Raw genomic sequence first — 17,192 nt, 5'->3', positions numbered from 1 at the left:
CGATGATCAGAAACTGTTTTTTATGCGGCGCTGATACAGAAAACATTTTCAGCTCAGATTGGGTATTACCAGGCCTTGGAACAACAAAAATCGGTTTTTCTATTTGTCCAGATTGCGGATCGGTTAGCCAGAGTCCATCGGTTTCTTTTGACGAAATGATGACCTTTTATAGTTCAATAGCGGTATACACCAATCCAGGTCGTAAAGAACGCCCAAGTGAGTCGAAAATCAGAGATGTTGATGAACAGATCCGCTTTATAAAACGAGGCATCGGTGAATTGCCAAAATCAGCAATGCAAATTGGCAGCTCAGACGGCTACACTTTGTCGCAATTTAGAGATGCTGGTGTAACGCGAGTTTTGGGCGTAGAACCTGGGACTGCCTCTGTTTCACTTGCAAATCGACTTTACAATATTGACTGTATTCATGGTAGTGCTGAAAGTTTTGAAACAGAAGAATCTTTCGAGCTGATTATCCTTACCCATGTACTCGAGCACCTTTACCATCCACAGAACACATTGAAGAAATGCCGTAAAATTCAGGACTCTGAGGGCGAAAAATTTATCTACGTTGAAGTACCTCTAATGGCTAATCACACGAGCCTGTGCCCAGGATTTTTTTCCTTTGAACACATCAATTATTACACTAAAGAAAACCTAATACAGAGCCTACGGCTAGCTGGATACTCACCAATCTCCGTTGTGGAGCATTTTAATAGTAACTTGTCACCTATCATTGGAGTACTCGCCAGTACAAAAGAGCAACATCACTATGTTGATTTCCATGCAGATGTTGAAGTTAATCGTCAACGGCTCATTAACTACCGTCAAAAAGAAGTCAACTATTGGCAAGGCTGCTTAGACAAAGTGCTGGACAAATTGCAGCAATACAAACGCATATTTCTTTGGGGCGCAGGGATCCACACCTGTCAACTGGTAGCCAATACTAACCTACTCCAACATTGTCAAATCGACGGTCTGACAGATACTTCATCCCTAAAATGGGGGATCAAACAAGGTGAGTGGATCTGCCAAGACCCTGTAAATATCAATTGGCAGGAAGGGGACACTGTTTTGATTTCCTCCTATGCATCAGAAAAGGAAATTTTTAATGCCTTGTCGTGGCTTAGGGATAAAGGTGTCGAAACCTTAAAGCTGCATAGCATTGACAATAAAGAGCACGCTAATGCCAAATAAAGATAAACACCTGCTTATCATAGGGGCAGGCATTGAAGCCTGTGAAGGCATAAAAATTGCCAAAACTATGGGTCTTAAGCTCATTATTGCCGACGGTAATCCGGCTGCACCAGGTTTAGCTATGGCAGATTGGGCCATTATTGCAAGCACCTATGATGGAAATGCCATACTGACTAAGACTCTGGCACTGATAACTTCTGGTGTTCGAGTGGATGGCGTTATAGCTATGTGTGCCGATGTACCGTTAAGCGTAGCAACCGTCTGTAATGCTCTAGGACTAGCGGGATTATCACTCGAGTCCGCATTCTGGGTCTCGGACAAGCTCGCGATGAAACAACAACTACAAAAAATGGGCATCCCTATTCCTCGTTTTTGCGCAGTGGTAAATAAAGCCACACTTCATGTATGCGCCAATGAGATTGGCTTCCCTTTGGTGATCAAACCCGTAGACAGTCGAGGCGCTCGAGGAGTGCAACTCATTGAGCAGACATCACAACTTGATGCAGCATGGACACTCGCCCATCATGAATCACCAACTGGCCGTGTGATGCTTGAAGAATATCTCGAAGGTCCTCAATTTAGTACCGAAACCCTAGTCGACAATAGCCAATTTTATACCTTAGGCTTTGCCGACCGTAACTATGAGTGGCTTGAACGCACTAAGCCATTCATCATAGAAAATGGTGGCGATGCTCCAACAGCATCAAATGAAAGTGTTCGCTCTGCAGTCATTTCATGTGTCGAGCAAGCAGCGTTAGCCTTGGGGATCTGTTCCGGAGTCGCAAAAGGCGACATGGTATTTACCGATACTGGTCCTAAGGTGATCGAGATAGCTGGCCGCCTCTCAGGTGGCTATTTTTCAACCACTCAAATTCCACTAGCGTGTGGGGTAAACTTTGTCGAAAAAGCCATCAAACTCGCTCTTGGACAAAGTCTATCGGTTGAAGAAGTCACACCCTCGAAACAACAGGCGGTAGCCATACGTTATTTGGATCTTCCTGAAGGTAAAGTCAAATCTATTTTCAATCATGATGTTGCTTCTAAAGCACCTGGAGTTCAGTTACTCAAAATATTCATTACTCCGGGTTCCATCATAGCTCCGCTGTCAAATCATACTCAACGAAGCGGTTTTGTCATTACCACAGCAACCAGCAAGCATGAGGCCATTGAGCTAGCTCAAGCTGCACTATCACTTGTCAAAGTGACGTATGAATAGGATATCGGCATGACGCCAGTAAAAATTTACGCTATTTTTCATATGAATCTGGCATTCTCATCCATAGAGAAAGAATCACATCTTGAAGTAGTACAGCGATGCTATTGGCCTTTGCTGCAACTGATCGAAAATGGGATTCCGCTCGGATTGGAGATGACAGCATACACGCTTGAAGCAATTCAATCTGTAGACCCCGATTGGATTAAGTGCTTCAAAACGTTACTGAATGAAAATCGTTGTGAACTTATTGCGAGTGGCGACAGCCAGATCATAGGCCCACTAGTACCTGCCGATGTTAATCGTCATAATCTTCGACTTGGGCAAGTATCCTACAACCGTATTCTAGGTTACAAACCAACAATCGCTTATCTTAATGAACAAGCTGTTTCTGCAGGGCTACTGGATATTTACCTTGAAGTTGGCTTTGATGCTGTTGTTGTGGAATGGGATAACCCCTATTCACATAATCCTAATTGGCATACTGATTTATTGAAACGTCCCCAGTCCCTAGTTACCGCATTAGGTAACGAAATTAAGGTTATCTGGAACCATGCAATCGCCTTCCAAAAGTTTCAGCGCTATGTACATGGGGAATTATTACTCGAAGACTATCTGCAATACCTCAATAAAGTTATACAACCTGGATGCCTTGCTTTTCCTCTCTATGGCAGTGATGCGGAAGTGTTCGATTACCGCCCAGGACGTTACAACACAGAAGCAGTTCAAGCAGATAAAGAGTGGCAACGAATTGACCTACTATTTAAAACATTAAATAGCGATGCAAGATTTTTATGGAGCCCTCCATGTGACGTAATGACATTATGGCGTCCATCTCCTGCGTTAACACTGACGAATGCCGAACATCCCGTCTCAGTAAAGAAACAAGCAAAATATAACATTAATCGTTGGGCATTAAGTGGGCGCAATGACTTACAACTCAACAGTGAATGTTTTGCTGACTTCCAAAAACTGAATAAAGACACAGCAACCGATCATCAATGGCGGCAGTTGTGCCGACGATGGGCCAGCGATCTGCGAACTCATTTAACCCAAAAACGATTTGAGGCGTTGGCAGTTCAAAAGCCAATATTTAAACCATCGACTTTAATCAGCCAAAATACACAGCAGACAAATATCATCCCAGATAATGTCCAAATTGAATTTGACGAAGCAAGACGAAAACTCAGCATACAAACACCAGAAATCCATCTAATACTCAACGCAAACAGAGGATTGTGCATAGAAAAGTTGAGTTTTATATCACAGGGATTCACACCCATTTTAGGCACACTCTCACATGGCTACTTTGACCACATCAGCTATGGCGTTGATTTTTTTAGTAACCACTTATTAATGGAAAGATTCAGACATAGAGACAGAGTTACGGACCTCAATAAAGTTGAGTATCAGATTTTAAATACTGCCAATGACTTACTTATACTCAGTCATCAATCATTACGCTCAGGTGGATTAAGCAAATGGTATAGATTAAGTGGCGAAAACCTAACCTGTGGTTTCACTTTTGATAACCATACTCGGCCTGAAGCATCACTGCGGCTTGGGTATGTCACATTACTCGATTGCAGCCAAAGAAACTGGTACCAAACTCACTTAGGTAGCGATACCTTGGAAACCTTTCAGGCCAAAAATGATTTTAATCATGGTAATCCAGTATCATCAATTGTCTCTGCTACCAGTGCACTTGGCGCTACGGCTGGAGAAGTGCGTTTCGGTTCAGGGCCTTCTGGCGTAAAACTTAAATGGGATCCCGCACACTGTGCAGCATTACCTATGATTTCTAGCCAAAAAATTAATGACAACTACCTTAATAGGTTATGGTTTTCACTCATTGAAGCCGATGAAACGCTTAAGGAAGATGGTTACTTGCCAAGTTTTGAATACAGTATAAGTCCATGTTCACTCCAATGTGAGACCCACAAATGAAGACCATTGCCATAGTTGGTGCTCGATTAAATTCTAGCCGTCTACCAGGAAAGCATCTGTTGCACCTAGCCGGTAAGCCTATGATTGAGCGGCTATGGTGTAGGTTAACCCGCTGCAAGGAAATCGATGACATCATACTTGCTACCACGGCAGATGATTACAACCGCCCACTGGTGAATTGGTCGCAAGATCAAAATGTAAACTGTTTTACTTTCGAAGGTGATGTCAATGATCTCATGGGGCGCTTAGATGCAGTCATAAATACATTTCAACCTCAATATATTGTCTACATCTGCGGCGATTGCCCCCTAGTCGATCCAGATTTTATCGATCATGCGATCAAAGAATTAAAACGCCATCCAATCAAAGACAGTATTGTTCTTACTGAGGGAATAATGAGTATTCACGAAGGTATGGCATTTTACAGCTTCACGGGCTGGAAGAAACTGTTAGTGGCGAGTCAAAGTGACATGTCTCGTGAACATGTTGGTTATGCTGATAAACTGATACCCGTATTAGAAAAACTCAACATCACCGACAGTGATGATTTTTCAGCGATAAAACATAGGATCTCAGTCGATACCCATGCCGACTACCTTTTCATGGAGAAAATATACCAGCGTTGGTTCCAAGAGAATACTAGCGATTCTATTGTGAACTTGAAATGGGTTCAGTCGCAGCTTCTGGCGGATCCTGAACTTCGAGCTCTGAATAATCACGTACAACAAAAACGTCCAGATACGCACTATAAAAAGGCACATATACTCTGTCATGCTGGGAAAGATATCGGTATGGGACATCTCAAAAGAAGTGCTTTTATCGCTAACTTACTGCAAGAACATTTATCGTTAGGAGTCACTCTACATATAGTTGGTGACAAACGCACCGACTTAACTTGGCTGCAAAGTACTGCAATATGGTACAAAAACGAACAATCGGCGCTTTCCCAAATGCTGGAAAATAGCACCGCACTCTGGATAGTAGACATTCATCCACATTACATAGACAAGGTTCTTTTAAATTCAGCCCTTACCAAGGCAAAATCAGCAAACACTAAACTGCTAGCCATCGACAAAACCGATGCTGATATCAATTTCTTAGTGGATGCCATATTTGTACCTGCATTTTTTTGTCAGTCAGCTTCAGATAAAACAACATACGGCTGGTCGCATTACCTGTTCACACCGCAGAAAATAGTGCCCAAGGAAAAGCAGGTCCTGATCACCACTGGCGGCAGCGATGCATTGCAATATGGCTCTTGGTTACCGGCAATAATAGAAACACAGGTCCCAACCACTTATAAAATAACTTGGGTACAGGGGCCCTATGCAGACAACCCGAAACTACCTAACCAAGAAAGATGGGCTCATGTCATTAACCCTGAAAACTTACCCGAGCTAATGTCAAAGTCAGAAATTGTTATTTGCTGCTATGGCATTTCTCTGTTTGAGGCGATTGCATCTGGATCACTCACACTGCTACTCCCAACCGACTCACTCTGCGAGCCACAAGAACTTGATGCGCTAGAGAAAGCAGAATGTTGTCTCATTAGTCGCTCACGAGAAACCATAACCCAAGGTATTCAAGCGCTATTTACATCGGAAAGCCAAATGTTTCGAGAGCGATGTCTAAATAATGCTGACCAGCACTCCCTTGAAATAGAGGGGGGAAACAAGTTGTGTCAGTTAGTTAGCCGTTTAATCGAGGATGCTCATGTCAAGCTGTGATGGATATATTCTCAGCGTTGGAGCTGGGCAGAATCAAGTTCCTCTGATCCTAAAAATTAAAGAAATGGGCTGGAAAGTCGTATCTTGTGATGCCAATGCTCAAGCGCCAGGAAAGATGATTTCAGATCTGTTTATCAATGTCAGTACCTATGACGCGACACAGATCATTGACGCCATTATTGCAGAAAATATCAAATTAATCGCAGTGCTAACGAGATCAACAGGCAAGCCAGTGGTTAGCTGCGCAATGATTGCTAAATATTTTAAACTCCCTGGACTAGATATAGACAATAGTGAAATTTTCACCCACAAACAAAAATTATTACACGCGCTCAGACTACATGATATTGCTGCACCAAGAATATTCGATATTCATAATCCTATTGATTACCCTGTCTTTGTAAAACCTGCCAATACTGTAAAATCTCACGCAGCAATGAGTTTATGTAATTCAAGCATAGATTTAGAGCAAGCTTACTCAAATGCGGTCTCAGTATCCTTAGATGGCTCGGTAAATATTGAAGAGTACTTGCTTGGTCAGGACATTGTCTCAATAGACTTCGTTTATAACAGTCAGATATTGCACCTATGTACCATAGGCGAAATATCAAACGGACCGCCTAGCTTTGACGGAATAGGTTGGTATACCGTCTCACAAAACTTAAACGAAGTGGCACAAAGCCAGTTTTCATGTATGAGAAATGCTTTGGCAATTCAACATGGTTTTTTTCAAACGGCAATGAAATTCAATCCGATTGACGAACAATGTAAAATCTATGAAGTTCATGCGGAAATTGGTGGCGACAAAGTCAATGACATCTTCATTCCAATGATGAGCAATGGCTATGATGTATTTGAAAACAACATTCATCTCGCTCTCGGAAAATCCCCAGAGTCGATAAAACAAACAGTTCCCATGCTACTGCTATTTAAGCAAAAACTTGAACAATACAACATCAAATTACCAGATTCGGGATACCAAGAATGTGCAGAGATCGACGGCTGCTTGATACTCTCATTCACGTATCAATGGCAATTAAATGCATTTTTATCAAACACAACTGGAAGAGCATTCTCATTTAATACAGGAGCTTAAGAATGAGCTGGGAAACACATTATCGGGAAGTCAGAGCAAAAAAACCTTTGGTTTGGCCGGATATTAATGTCATAAGACAGGTTTCTAGACTGGACCTAAAACCAGATGCACGACTTTTAGATCTTGGATGTGGCGAAGGACGTAACATCAGAGCATTGTTGGAGCTGGGATTTCGGCAAGTGTATGGCGCCGATCAAAGTGAGGCAGCACTTGAAATAGTTAAATCTCGCTATCAATTACCGCAACAACAACTTTTATGTGGTTCGGTACCGGATGTGTTAACCCCCTTCTCGGCCCAACACTTTGATATGATTCTTTGTTGGGGGCTGATGCATTATTTGAAGCAACCTGAATTTACTCTTCAGGCAATTAGCCATGTTCTTAAGTCAGGTGCAAGTCTAATCATTTCTTTCAATGCAAAAGAAGAGCGCAGAAAAACTGTTGATACAGTGAAGAGCTATTACGATGATAATGAGATACGTCAGTTAATTGAGCGTGTAGGATTAACCATTCAATCCATCGGGAAAGTCACTGATGAAAACTTTACTGATGGCAGAATCGAGTCTTATTACTGGTTAACTGCACGTAAATAAAAAACTATCATTGCTTTGATAACTGAAGCTTGAGTTGGGTTATCACTAAGTTCAGTTCATCGAGTTCTAGTCCAGGGTATAAGGGCAAGCTCAAAATCTGCTCATAAAAGTGCTCCGCAGATGGAAAATCTCCTCGTTGGAAACCTTTTTGAAGATAAAATGGCTGAAGGTGTACAGGAAAATAGTGCACATGTACTTGTATACCTGCAGCTCGCATATCATTGAATATCTGCTTTCTTGCAGAGGTATCATGTAGGCGGATAATTTGTAGATGTCTAGCACTTTGAGTATTAGGTAAAGGCTCTACCCAACTAAAAGGTAGGCCTATGAGTTGTTTACGATACAGTGCTGCTAATTCATTTCTTTTCAAAACAAAGGCATCGAGTCGCTTCATTTGCGACACGCCGAGCGCTGCCTGTAACTCGGTCATGCGATAGTTAAACCCCAACTCATGCTGTTCATAATACCAGTCACCTTCATTCGGCCTAAGCATAACAGTATGATCTCTAACAATCCCATGGCTACGAAGTTGAACCATACGTTTAGCTAAGTCGGATTGTTGAGTAGTCACAACTCCTCCCTCTGCACTCGTGATTATTTTTACCGGATGAAAACTAAATACACAAATATCGGAATTCTGACATGCGCCTATCTTCTGGTCTTGATAGCTTCCTCCTATAGCATGGGAAGCATCCTCTAAAACACTCACAGCATACTGCTTAGCTAAATCGCCAATTGCTTGCATATCGCAGCTATGGCCTGCTAAATGAACAGGAATAATAACTTTAGGCAAACGCTCAGCATTACGTAATTTATTGGCAAGGGCAACAGGACACATGTTACCTGTTTCTGAGTCAACATCGACGAAGTCAATTTCAGCACCGCAATACAAAGCGCAATTTGCCGATGCTACAAAGGTAATCGGCGATGTCCATACTAGATCTCCAGGACCAACACCCAAGGCAAGGCAAGCAATATGTAGAGCAGAAGTTGCACTATTAACGACAACAGAGAATGCGGCTCCCGTGTAACCACAAATGGCCTTTTCAAACTCAGGAACTTTAGGACCTTGAGTTAAAAAATCGGATTGTAATACTTCAACAACGGCAGCAATATCATCGGTAACAATATCATGCCTTCCATATGGAATCATGAACATGACTCCTCATCTAGTTTTAATATTTCTTCGACTGTTAAAAAATGAACATTACTACCAGAGTTATATTCGAAGCCAGAATTAACTAAAGTGCCAACTTCATTTAAAGCATTAACTGTAAAATCACTTTCACGACCAAAAAATTTAATTGATGGTGTGATAACAAAATGATCATAGAATTCTATCGTATGATGAGAATCATCACCTGGACACATAACTTCATGCATTTTTTCACCAGGACGAATACCTACGATCTCATGTGGTAATCCATTACCATAAGCATCCGCTAAATCGGAAATTCGTATTGAAGGGATCTTAGGTACAAAAATTTCTCCACCTTGCATTCTAGAGAAATTTTTAAGAACAAAATCAACACCATCTTGGAGTGTAATCCAAAAGCGTGTCATATCGGGATGGGTAATAGGAAGAGATGAAGCACCATTAGCAATCAACTGCTTAAAATAAGGAACGACGGAACCACGAGAACCTACGACATTTCCATATCTGACGGCAGCAAAGCGTGTTTTCCCAGGACCTACGATGTTATTGGCTGCAACAAATAACTTATCAGAAGCCAACTTTGTCGCACCATAAAGATTAATTGGACTCGCAGCTTTATCTGTCGATAAGGCGATCACCTTTTTTACTTTATTAGCAATAGCGGCCTTAATAACATTCTCTGCACCATAAATGTTTGTCTTGATACATTCCATAGGATTATACTCTGCAGCAGGTACCTGTTTTAATGCTGCTGCATGGATAACATAATCGACATCTTGCAATGCTTGCATTAAGCGGTCGGCATCACGCACATCTCCAATGAAATAACGCATACAGGGAGCATTAAATATCTGCTGCATTTCAAACTGCTTCAATTCATCTCTGGAAAAAATGATCAACCGTTTGGGCTTATACCTTTCTAAAATTGTTTTTGTGTATTTCTGCCCAAATGACCCAGTGCCACCTGTAATTAAAATTGTTTTGTTATCAAACATAGGGCCTCCCCAGTGGCTCAATTTAGTTTTCCATCTTGATAATGTAACCGTAGCAACCTATACAATTGACGATTTACTGCTAAAGCAATTAAATCAAAGCAAAAAACAAGCCAACATGGCATAAAATCATTACTAGAACGTAGTTTACTCACCTATAAAGCTCTATTAGTATAGGTAGTTACTCGTAAAATTTACATGATTTTATAGGCTAATTTCGACTTTATTGCATCAAGTCAGCCCTTTCTAACTAGTCAATCAACACCTGAGGGCTAAATGTCAATATAAACTGTCAAAAAAATAACATGGCGCATTTATTGCTGTTTTCTATCTGAGCAATTTTTTGCCTTGGCATATAAGATAAGAGCTCGTATTGACTTACTTGCCGACCAATAGGAATGTATAACTAATGAACAAAATATTGAATAGTTTCGCAATAAGTCGATTTAATGAATACTATTTACCTAGCATAAATCGCCATACTTTTGAAAATCTTGACTCAAAAACAATTTATAACAATAAGTTTAAAAAGGCATTTTCGATTAAAGATAAGCTTAATATTATTATTGGAATGGACTCAGGACTGCTAGCAAGTTATGCATTAGAACAGGAAATCGCTTTAGGGTCTAAATTTATATTTATCGAATTGGATGAAGTGCTACCATTATTAATTATAGATATCCCGTCAGCTAAGCAAAAAAACTTTAAGATAGTAAATGAAACTGATTTTCTAGAGCAGTTAGAACAAGAGGATATAAAAATATATCTCGCTAAAGGAGAGTATGAGATTTATGCTTCTCTTGGTGTCACATCCCAACACCTAGAAGCCTATAACTCACTATTTAGCAGAATAGAAAACAAAGTCCAAGATGAATATTTTAATCATAGGGTTTTATTCACCCAAAAAATATTCTTTCAGACTCAACTAGAGAATATCCCAGACAATCACACACCTGCAAAGCTTCTTAGAAACAAATTTGAAGGGAAGACTTGCTTGGTCGTTGCTGGCGGCCCCTCACTTGATGAGCATATTGATTGGATAATAAAGAACAGTGACAATCTTTTCATTATTGCAGTGTCGCGTATTGCAGGTAAGCTAGCTAAACACTCTATTTCAGTTGATATTATCACTTGCGTTGATCCACAAGAGTTTAGCTTTGATGTTAGTCGAGAAATTTTTGCATTAAGTGAAAACACACTTCTAGTAAACTCTTACCACGTTAGTCCAAAAGTACTTTCACAATGGCAAGGACAAAGTATATATCTAGGTCAACGATATCCATGGAGTGGCAAAAAGGATCACGACAACATCATTACTGTCGGGCCGACAGTTACTAATAGTTCGATTCGCCTAGCTGTTGAGATGGGGTTCAAAAAAATACTATTAAGTGGTGTTGATTATTGTTACTCAAGATCTGGATACACTCATGCAAACGGAACAGTTGAAGCTAATCTAGGCCCTAATTTAGGACATAATAATAAATGGGTCGAAACCTATGCAGGCTACCAAGCTGAAACTCCAATACAGCTTGTCCATGCGATGGAGTCACTAGCATCTGAGGCTAAAAAATATCCTAATGTTGACTTTATAAATTTGTCAAAAAATGCTGCAAAAATCGAAGGCATTTCTCATATTTCTACTAAAAATATTATTCTTGATGAACTTGGTAGTAAAATAATTTCTTGCCTAGAAAAGTGCGACACCCAAAATAAAAAAATTGACTTAGAACAAACATTAGATGAATGTAAAAAAGCTAAAGACGATCTCACCAAGCTACTAAAGCTAACAAAGAAAGCGTTAGCGCTATCTAAAAAACTCAATTTAAACTCATTGAACTCTGATGTCATACTTGATGAAGTCAATAAGATTGAAAAAAGTATAAACTCAAAGTACCCAGAGCTAACAAGATTAATTAAAACCTATGGATATCTTGAGTTTTCAAAGTTTCTAACTACAAGAGAAACAGAAAATTGGACTCAATCACACATTAATAAAATGACTATAAATTACTATGATGCATTTAATACGACCTGCCATAACATTCTTAAACTAGTAATAAAATCTTACAAAAAAATAGTTTTTAGAATATTAGAAATTGATTCTAGCTCATTAGCTCCACTCGCCCCTGTCTGGCTAGAAAATCATCAACCTGGTAGAGTTTTCTTATGGTGCAAAAACCATAAAGTTGCATTATCTGACTCGCATGAAAATTTTATTTTTTCACAATTAAAAGATAAATTTGAAGAAGATATCACTCAAGTACGAAAAGCTTATATCGATACGCTAAATAAAGCCTCTGGAATGGAACGCGTCTATAAAAAAATTATGGGACTAAACTCGAATGAAAATAGTTATGGATTATCACTTACAGTCCAAAACTTATTCCCCTTAATTGAATCTGACAATGAAGCTAAAAGGCTGTACCACCTCGCCTTATCATTCCAACTCAGCCTTGAACAGCAGCCGCAGCAGGCATTAGATGCTTTACTTGCTCTGCCTGAAGAACTTTGTACTGAGATGGAGTTAAAGCATATTATTTTACTGGCGCTCAAACTAAGTAACCTTGAGCTTGCAACAGCAACTCTAGTCAAAATTTTGGCTTATAGTGATGAGTACATGCCTCAGTATGCGCATATTTTAAAACTCCAAGGCAAGATTCAAGACTCAGTTAATGTCTACCTAGATTACCTAGAGAAGTATCCATCAGATACACAAACATGGATAAAACTTGGATTATTCATGTTTGAAATCAATCAAATAGAAGCTTCGCATACTGCATTTTCTAATGCAATTAATGCCGATCCCGATAATCAAGTGGCACGTGATTACTTATCTGAACTCACAAGACTAATGAACGTCTCACAATAACAGGCTCAAGATCACCGAACTCGCATATTCGTGTTCGGTGATTTCACTATTACCTCGCTAGACCGTATAATTAGCCTCGTTTCAGCATTGCTCATCTGCATATCCTAGGAGATTTTGTTTGGCTCATACCTATATACCTTTAGAAACTTACCGCCGTAAGTGGATTTTCAACCACAAAGACTTGCCTGTCACCGACGAGGACAAGGCGCACATCCTGCCGTTAACAGATAAAAGTGCGATGGAAATCTGGAACCAATGGATCAGCAACAAGAGTAGTCGTGCGGAGCAATTTACTAAGGGAGACTGGGCGGCGAAGGCTGATGCTTGGGTGGAAACAGATCATTGGCAGAGCGCTTGGGATAGTGAAGATAGCAGTTTACCCACCATGTTAGCTGAGTTTATACAATGGCCCGATGAGACGCCGGTGTATTTTTGCTATGAAAAATATCAGATTATTGAAACTCGTTGGGATGTGTTCGTCCGCAATTGGAAGTGTTTTCTTTTCTTTGACGACGGTCCCATTTTGATCTCGCCAAAACAGAAACAAGCGGTGATGTTCGAACAGAGTGGTCAATACAAGCTAGGCACTCGCGGATAATTTATACAGGGCGCTTAACGCTGATGATTTCCCATCGATAGCTTTACGCCAACACTTTTACGCAATAGTTTAGCGCGAGGAGTCATCTTGTTGGCATGCTCATACTTAATGATGAGTATGCCATACTCGAAAGATACTTAAGCACAATTAGCCTATCTCTCCCCTCTTCTTTAGATTAACATCCATTTTCGGTGCCGAGTATTTGAGAAGTTGGGGTCAACTTTTTGCTGTAAATACTCATAAAAATCTGCTTAAAACCCAATAATTAAAATAGAAAAATGAGGTGTATTATGAAGTTACTCTCCACTCTTACCCTAGCAAGCGCGCTGTTATTACCCCACACATTAATGGCCAAAGAAGTCTCAGGAGTGCAAGTCGCCGAGACAGTGACATTAGATAGCCAAACATTACTGCTCAATGGCGCGGGCGTTCGCAGTAAGTTCTTTATGGATTTATATGTAGGCAGTTTGTATTTGCCAGCAGCATTAAGTAGCACTGCAGCGGTTATTGATGCACCAGTTGCAGCGATACGCCTTAACATTACCTCAGGCATGATCACCTCAGAAAAAATGCGCGATGCGATCACTGAAGGTTTTGAGCAAGCGACGGCAGAAAACACCGCCGATATTCAACCGCAGATAGATACCTTTATGGCGCTGTTTAAGGAAGAAATTAAAGAAGGTGACCAATTTACCTTAGTCGCCAATAAAGCCCGCGGCGTGACGGCCTATAAAAATGGTCAGGAACAAGCCACCATCGAAGGTGAAATGTTCCGTCAAGCACTGTTAAAAATTTGGCTAGGTGATAAGCCAGCCCAGAAAAGCCTCAAAGAGGCCATGCTGGGTAAATAACTGACATTAACGTTAGAATTTGAATTCGATATCCAAGGCCGCTGCGCCTTGGTTATCCATTTCAAGCGCGGCTTGATTTGTCACTTCTAACTCACCATCAAAGTAATAACCAGCATAGAGATTTACGGTTAAAGCAGGCGTTGCTCGCCAACCGCCACGCAGATAACTCACCCATTCGTTCGTTTCTACAGCAATATCATCATCCTCAATAAGGAATCGCTCAGTACGACGTGAACTACCCAAACCAATATTCCAATCAGGATTGAATTGATAACTAAGCTCTAGTCCTGCTGGACCACTAAAACCAGCTTGGAATGGATTAGCCAGTGTCCAATGTTCATCTATCTGCCAACGCATGGCAAGATAAGGCACTGTGCGAACTTCATCGATATCATTAAGATACGCGACGCCAAAGCCAATCATGTTTCCCGAATCAAATGCATACATGGCCGATGCCACAATACCGTAACTCTGAGCTTGGCTAGCCGATGCAGTATCGGCGTAGGCATATTGGATCTGCGGCGCTAAAAAGAAGGCCCAATGTTTATCCATGCGATAATTTAACGACACTCCGGCACGGTAACGATTAATATGATCCCAATTCTGTCCGTCGGTGCCAAACAGCGGTGCGACATTGTTTGCGCCAGTAAGCGTGATGTTACGCCAGTCATAATCAAGTCGGTCATAGCCCACACGAAAACCTAGCGACCATTGCTTATCCAGTGATACATTCATCCCAGCATTCAGTAATAAGCTGTCCCTTTGTAGCTCAGTATTGCCATTAGCTACCTCGGCGCTTTGGGTGCTGATCTGTGTGACACTTAATCTAAAAGGTTTGTATTCCTGCGAAGGTTTATCCGCTGCAATAGCGGCACAGCTCATTAACGGTAACAATAACAAACTGCCTTTCAGCAACCGCTGTTTTACGCTTAATGGTGCGAGTTCTCGATTAGCCACGCTAGCTCCTTGCATTTAAAATAATGGATAAATTTTTGTGCATAATACGCGCTATTGAATAAAAAGGTTCACACTTTCAAAATGAAGATACAAACTAATACCTTTGAAACAAACAAGCCTTTACTCTACCCGATGCGCCCTCAAAAACATGTCAGCACAACCCAATATATAATGATTCCTGTCGTCAAAAAGCTCATCGGCCGCTAACCCCAATTCTAATTTGAGTTTTAGCTCACCAAACAACATTAAACATAAACGCACTGCACTATGGTGAGCATTACCAAATCGATATTGCCCTAACGCCTCTACAGCGACTAAATAATCCGCCAATAAGCCCACTATGTGTTTAGGGCCCGCGTCAAAGAACAATCGCGACACTTCAGGATGACTTTCGGATTGCGCCACACAGGCTTTGAATACGGTAATAGCTTCAGGACTGACAATCATCTCCCCAAATTGCAAGGCAAATTGGGTTAATGCCGATTCTGGTTTAGTGGGATCACTTAACAAATCATCGTTAAGATTATGGCCAACACACTTAGATTCAATTGCCGCAACAAATAATTCATCTTTACTGCCGTAATGGGAATATACGGTTTGTTTCGACACGCCCGCAAGCTTTGCAACCTCATCCATACTGGTATGAGGGAAACCTTGACGACAAAACAAATCAATAGCTGCCACAAGGACTTGCTGACGTTTTTGTTCACTACGGCTCAAAGGTAATTGCGTCTCAGAGGAATGCGTCATATCAACTCTCAAATGGATAGACATAATTAATTGGCATTAGTTAAGCACAAAATAGACTAGACAGTCTAGTTTCGTGCAACTAGACTAGCAAGTCTAGTTACATAGTATTAACGTTTAACTTACAGCGGAAGCCTTTAAAATGGATCGAACTGCCCGACTTTCTTGGCGCACTCTTAGCGTCTGCGTGTTTGTTTTAGCAACATTAACAGCTTGTCAAAAGGAAGTGACTGAACACGCTACGACAGCCACGCTACCCACAGTCACAAGCCAAGCGTTGATCCAGACCCCAAGTTATGAACACTTTCAGACCTTCACTGGCACCATACGTGCAGGTAACACCACAGGTGTAGGCTTTGAACTAGCAGGGAAGTTGAACAATTTACAGGTCGATTCTGGGAGTAAAGTTAAGCAAGGACAAATACTTGCAGTTCTAGATACCCGGCTACTCGAAGCCGAGCGTCAAGAGATCCAAGCAAGTCTGGCACAAACCCAAGCCGATGTTGATCTGGCCACCAGCACTCTAAAACGTAATCAAGAATTGAAAAAATCGGGCTATGTCTCTGAGCAGCTATTAGATGAAAACCGCTCACAATTAAATAGCTTAGCCGCAGCGAAAAACCGTCTACTTGCCTCGCAGCATGCCAACCAACTTAAGCTCGACAAATCCATTTTAGTGGCTCCCTTCGAAGGTACCATAAGCCAAAGGCTACATAACTTAGGCGAAGTGGTTGCCGCGGGTAGCCCCATTTTCACCTTAGTGGGTAACATCAATCCTGAAGCTTATATTGGTGTTCCTGTTGCGCTAGCAGAACAATTTCACACCAAACAGCAAGTGCAAGTTAGTGTACGAGATCAAACCTTTACTGCTGAAATTGCCGGTATTAGCGCTGAAGTCAATCCCATCAGTCGTACCCTACAACTGAGAATAAGCCTGCCCCGAGATGCCCGTGTGATTAACGGTGAAATTGCGTATCTGCATCAACAACAGCAAATCCCGCAACCGGGCTATTGGGTACCCATTTCCGCACTGACGGATAGTATTCGCGGATTATGGAATCTCTATGTCATCGCAAACTATGAACAGCAATCCATCATAGAGCGCCGCGATGTGGAAATCCTCTACACCACCCAAGACATGGCCTACATTCAAGGCGCGATTCAGCCTAATGAAATCTATGTCAGCCAAGGGCTGCATAAGCTGGTCGTAGGCCAAACTGTATCTCCCATTGCTGCAGCCACGAGGTAAT

Annotated in this window: 14 protein-coding genes; 10 read left to right on the top strand and 4 right to left on the bottom strand. The window is 41.2% G+C overall.

Features of this window, described 5'->3' with window-relative positions; translation table 11 throughout:
• The first annotated feature begins 2 nt into the window (after positions 1 to 2).
• Genes RA178_RS07150 through RA178_RS07125 form a run of 6 tightly spaced genes read left to right on the top strand, consistent with a single transcriptional unit; the run spans position 3 to position 7,772 of the window.
• Complete coding sequence (locus tag RA178_RS07150) at positions 3 to 1,196, top strand: class I SAM-dependent methyltransferase (RefSeq protein WP_306685024.1); 1,194 nt, start codon at positions 3 to 5, stop codon at positions 1,194 to 1,196.
• Positions 1,186 to 2,412: an ATP-grasp domain-containing protein gene (locus RA178_RS07145; protein WP_306685023.1), complete on the top strand. Its 1,227-nt coding sequence runs from the start codon at positions 1,186 to 1,188 to the stop codon at positions 2,410 to 2,412. The genes RA178_RS07150 and RA178_RS07145 overlap by 11 nt, the downstream gene beginning before the upstream one ends.
• A 9-nt stretch (positions 2,413 to 2,421) precedes the next feature.
• Positions 2,422 to 4,356 carry a polysaccharide deacetylase family protein gene (locus RA178_RS07140; RefSeq protein WP_105251916.1) on the top strand — a complete coding sequence of 645 codons (1,935 nt, stop codon included), beginning with the start codon at positions 2,422 to 2,424 and terminating at the stop codon, positions 4,354 to 4,356.
• A complete protein-coding gene (locus RA178_RS07135; protein ID WP_306685022.1) occupies positions 4,353 to 6,083 on the top strand; it encodes a cytidylyltransferase domain-containing protein in 1,731 nt (576 codons plus the stop codon). Before RA178_RS07140 ends, RA178_RS07135 begins: the two co-directional genes overlap by 4 nt.
• Positions 6,070 to 7,179 (top strand): ATP-grasp domain-containing protein, encoded by a 1,110-nt coding sequence (locus RA178_RS07130; RefSeq protein WP_263184931.1) that lies wholly within the window; start codon positions 6,070 to 6,072, stop codon positions 7,177 to 7,179. Before RA178_RS07135 ends, RA178_RS07130 begins: the two co-directional genes overlap by 14 nt.
• Positions 7,180 to 7,181: 2 nt before the next feature.
• A complete protein-coding gene (locus RA178_RS07125; protein WP_263184930.1) occupies positions 7,182 to 7,772 on the top strand; it encodes a class I SAM-dependent methyltransferase in 591 nt (196 codons plus the stop codon).
• 7 nt (positions 7,773 to 7,779) lie between these two features.
• Here RA178_RS07125 and pseC read toward each other — a convergent pair whose 3' ends face one another.
• Both pseC and pseB read right to left on the bottom strand, forming a co-directional pair.
• On the bottom strand, positions 7,780 to 8,925 hold the full coding sequence (gene pseC, locus RA178_RS07120; protein ID WP_306685021.1) for a UDP-4-amino-4,6-dideoxy-N-acetyl-beta-L-altrosamine transaminase: 1,146 nt from the start codon (positions 8,923 to 8,925) through the stop codon (positions 7,780 to 7,782).
• A complete protein-coding gene (gene pseB / locus RA178_RS07115) occupies positions 8,922 to 9,923 on the bottom strand; it encodes a UDP-N-acetylglucosamine 4,6-dehydratase (inverting) (protein ID WP_105251911.1) in 1,002 nt (333 codons plus the stop codon). Before pseB ends, pseC begins: the two co-directional genes overlap by 4 nt.
• Positions 9,924 to 10,329: 406 nt before the next feature.
• On the opposite strand from pseB, the gene RA178_RS07110 reads away from it, so the two are divergent.
• From RA178_RS07110 to RA178_RS07100, 3 genes are all read left to right on the top strand, one after another.
• Positions 10,330 to 12,789, top strand: coding sequence for a 6-hydroxymethylpterin diphosphokinase MptE-like protein (locus RA178_RS07110; protein WP_306685020.1), 2,460 nt, complete (start codon positions 10,330 to 10,332; stop codon positions 12,787 to 12,789).
• Positions 12,790 to 12,907: 118 nt separating this feature from the next.
• A complete protein-coding gene (locus RA178_RS07105) occupies positions 12,908 to 13,387 on the top strand; it encodes a DUF2947 domain-containing protein (protein ID WP_028761235.1) in 480 nt (159 codons plus the stop codon).
• Positions 13,388 to 13,677: 290 nt separating this feature from the next.
• Complete coding sequence (locus RA178_RS07100; protein WP_263142329.1) at positions 13,678 to 14,238, top strand: chalcone isomerase family protein; 561 nt, start codon at positions 13,678 to 13,680, stop codon at positions 14,236 to 14,238.
• A gap of 12 nt (positions 14,239 to 14,250) precedes the next feature.
• Here the strand turns inward: RA178_RS07100 and RA178_RS07095 are convergent, their stop codons facing one another.
• Positions 14,251 to 15,195 carry a DUF6268 family outer membrane beta-barrel protein gene (locus tag RA178_RS07095; RefSeq protein WP_173497630.1) on the bottom strand — a complete coding sequence of 315 codons (945 nt, stop codon included), beginning with the start codon at positions 15,193 to 15,195 and terminating at the stop codon, positions 14,251 to 14,253.
• Positions 15,196 to 15,315: 120 nt separating this feature from the next.
• Positions 15,316 to 15,945: a TetR/AcrR family transcriptional regulator gene (locus RA178_RS07090; RefSeq protein ID WP_131523683.1), complete on the bottom strand. Its 630-nt coding sequence runs from the start codon at positions 15,943 to 15,945 to the stop codon at positions 15,316 to 15,318.
• Positions 15,946 to 16,084: 139 nt separating this feature from the next.
• Here RA178_RS07090 and RA178_RS07085 point away from each other — a divergent pair, with 139 nt between their 5' ends.
• On the top strand, positions 16,085 to 17,191 hold the full coding sequence (locus tag RA178_RS07085) for an efflux RND transporter periplasmic adaptor subunit (RefSeq protein ID WP_306685019.1): 1,107 nt from the start codon (positions 16,085 to 16,087) through the stop codon (positions 17,189 to 17,191).
• The last annotated feature ends 1 nt before the right edge of the window (position 17,192 follow it).

This window comes from Shewanella oncorhynchi (assembly GCF_030848765.1).
GTDB lineage: Bacteria > Pseudomonadota > Gammaproteobacteria > Enterobacterales > Shewanellaceae > Shewanella > Shewanella oncorhynchi.
Note: the sequence above shows the minus strand (reverse complement) of the source record. Positions and strands in the feature narration are given on the sequence as shown.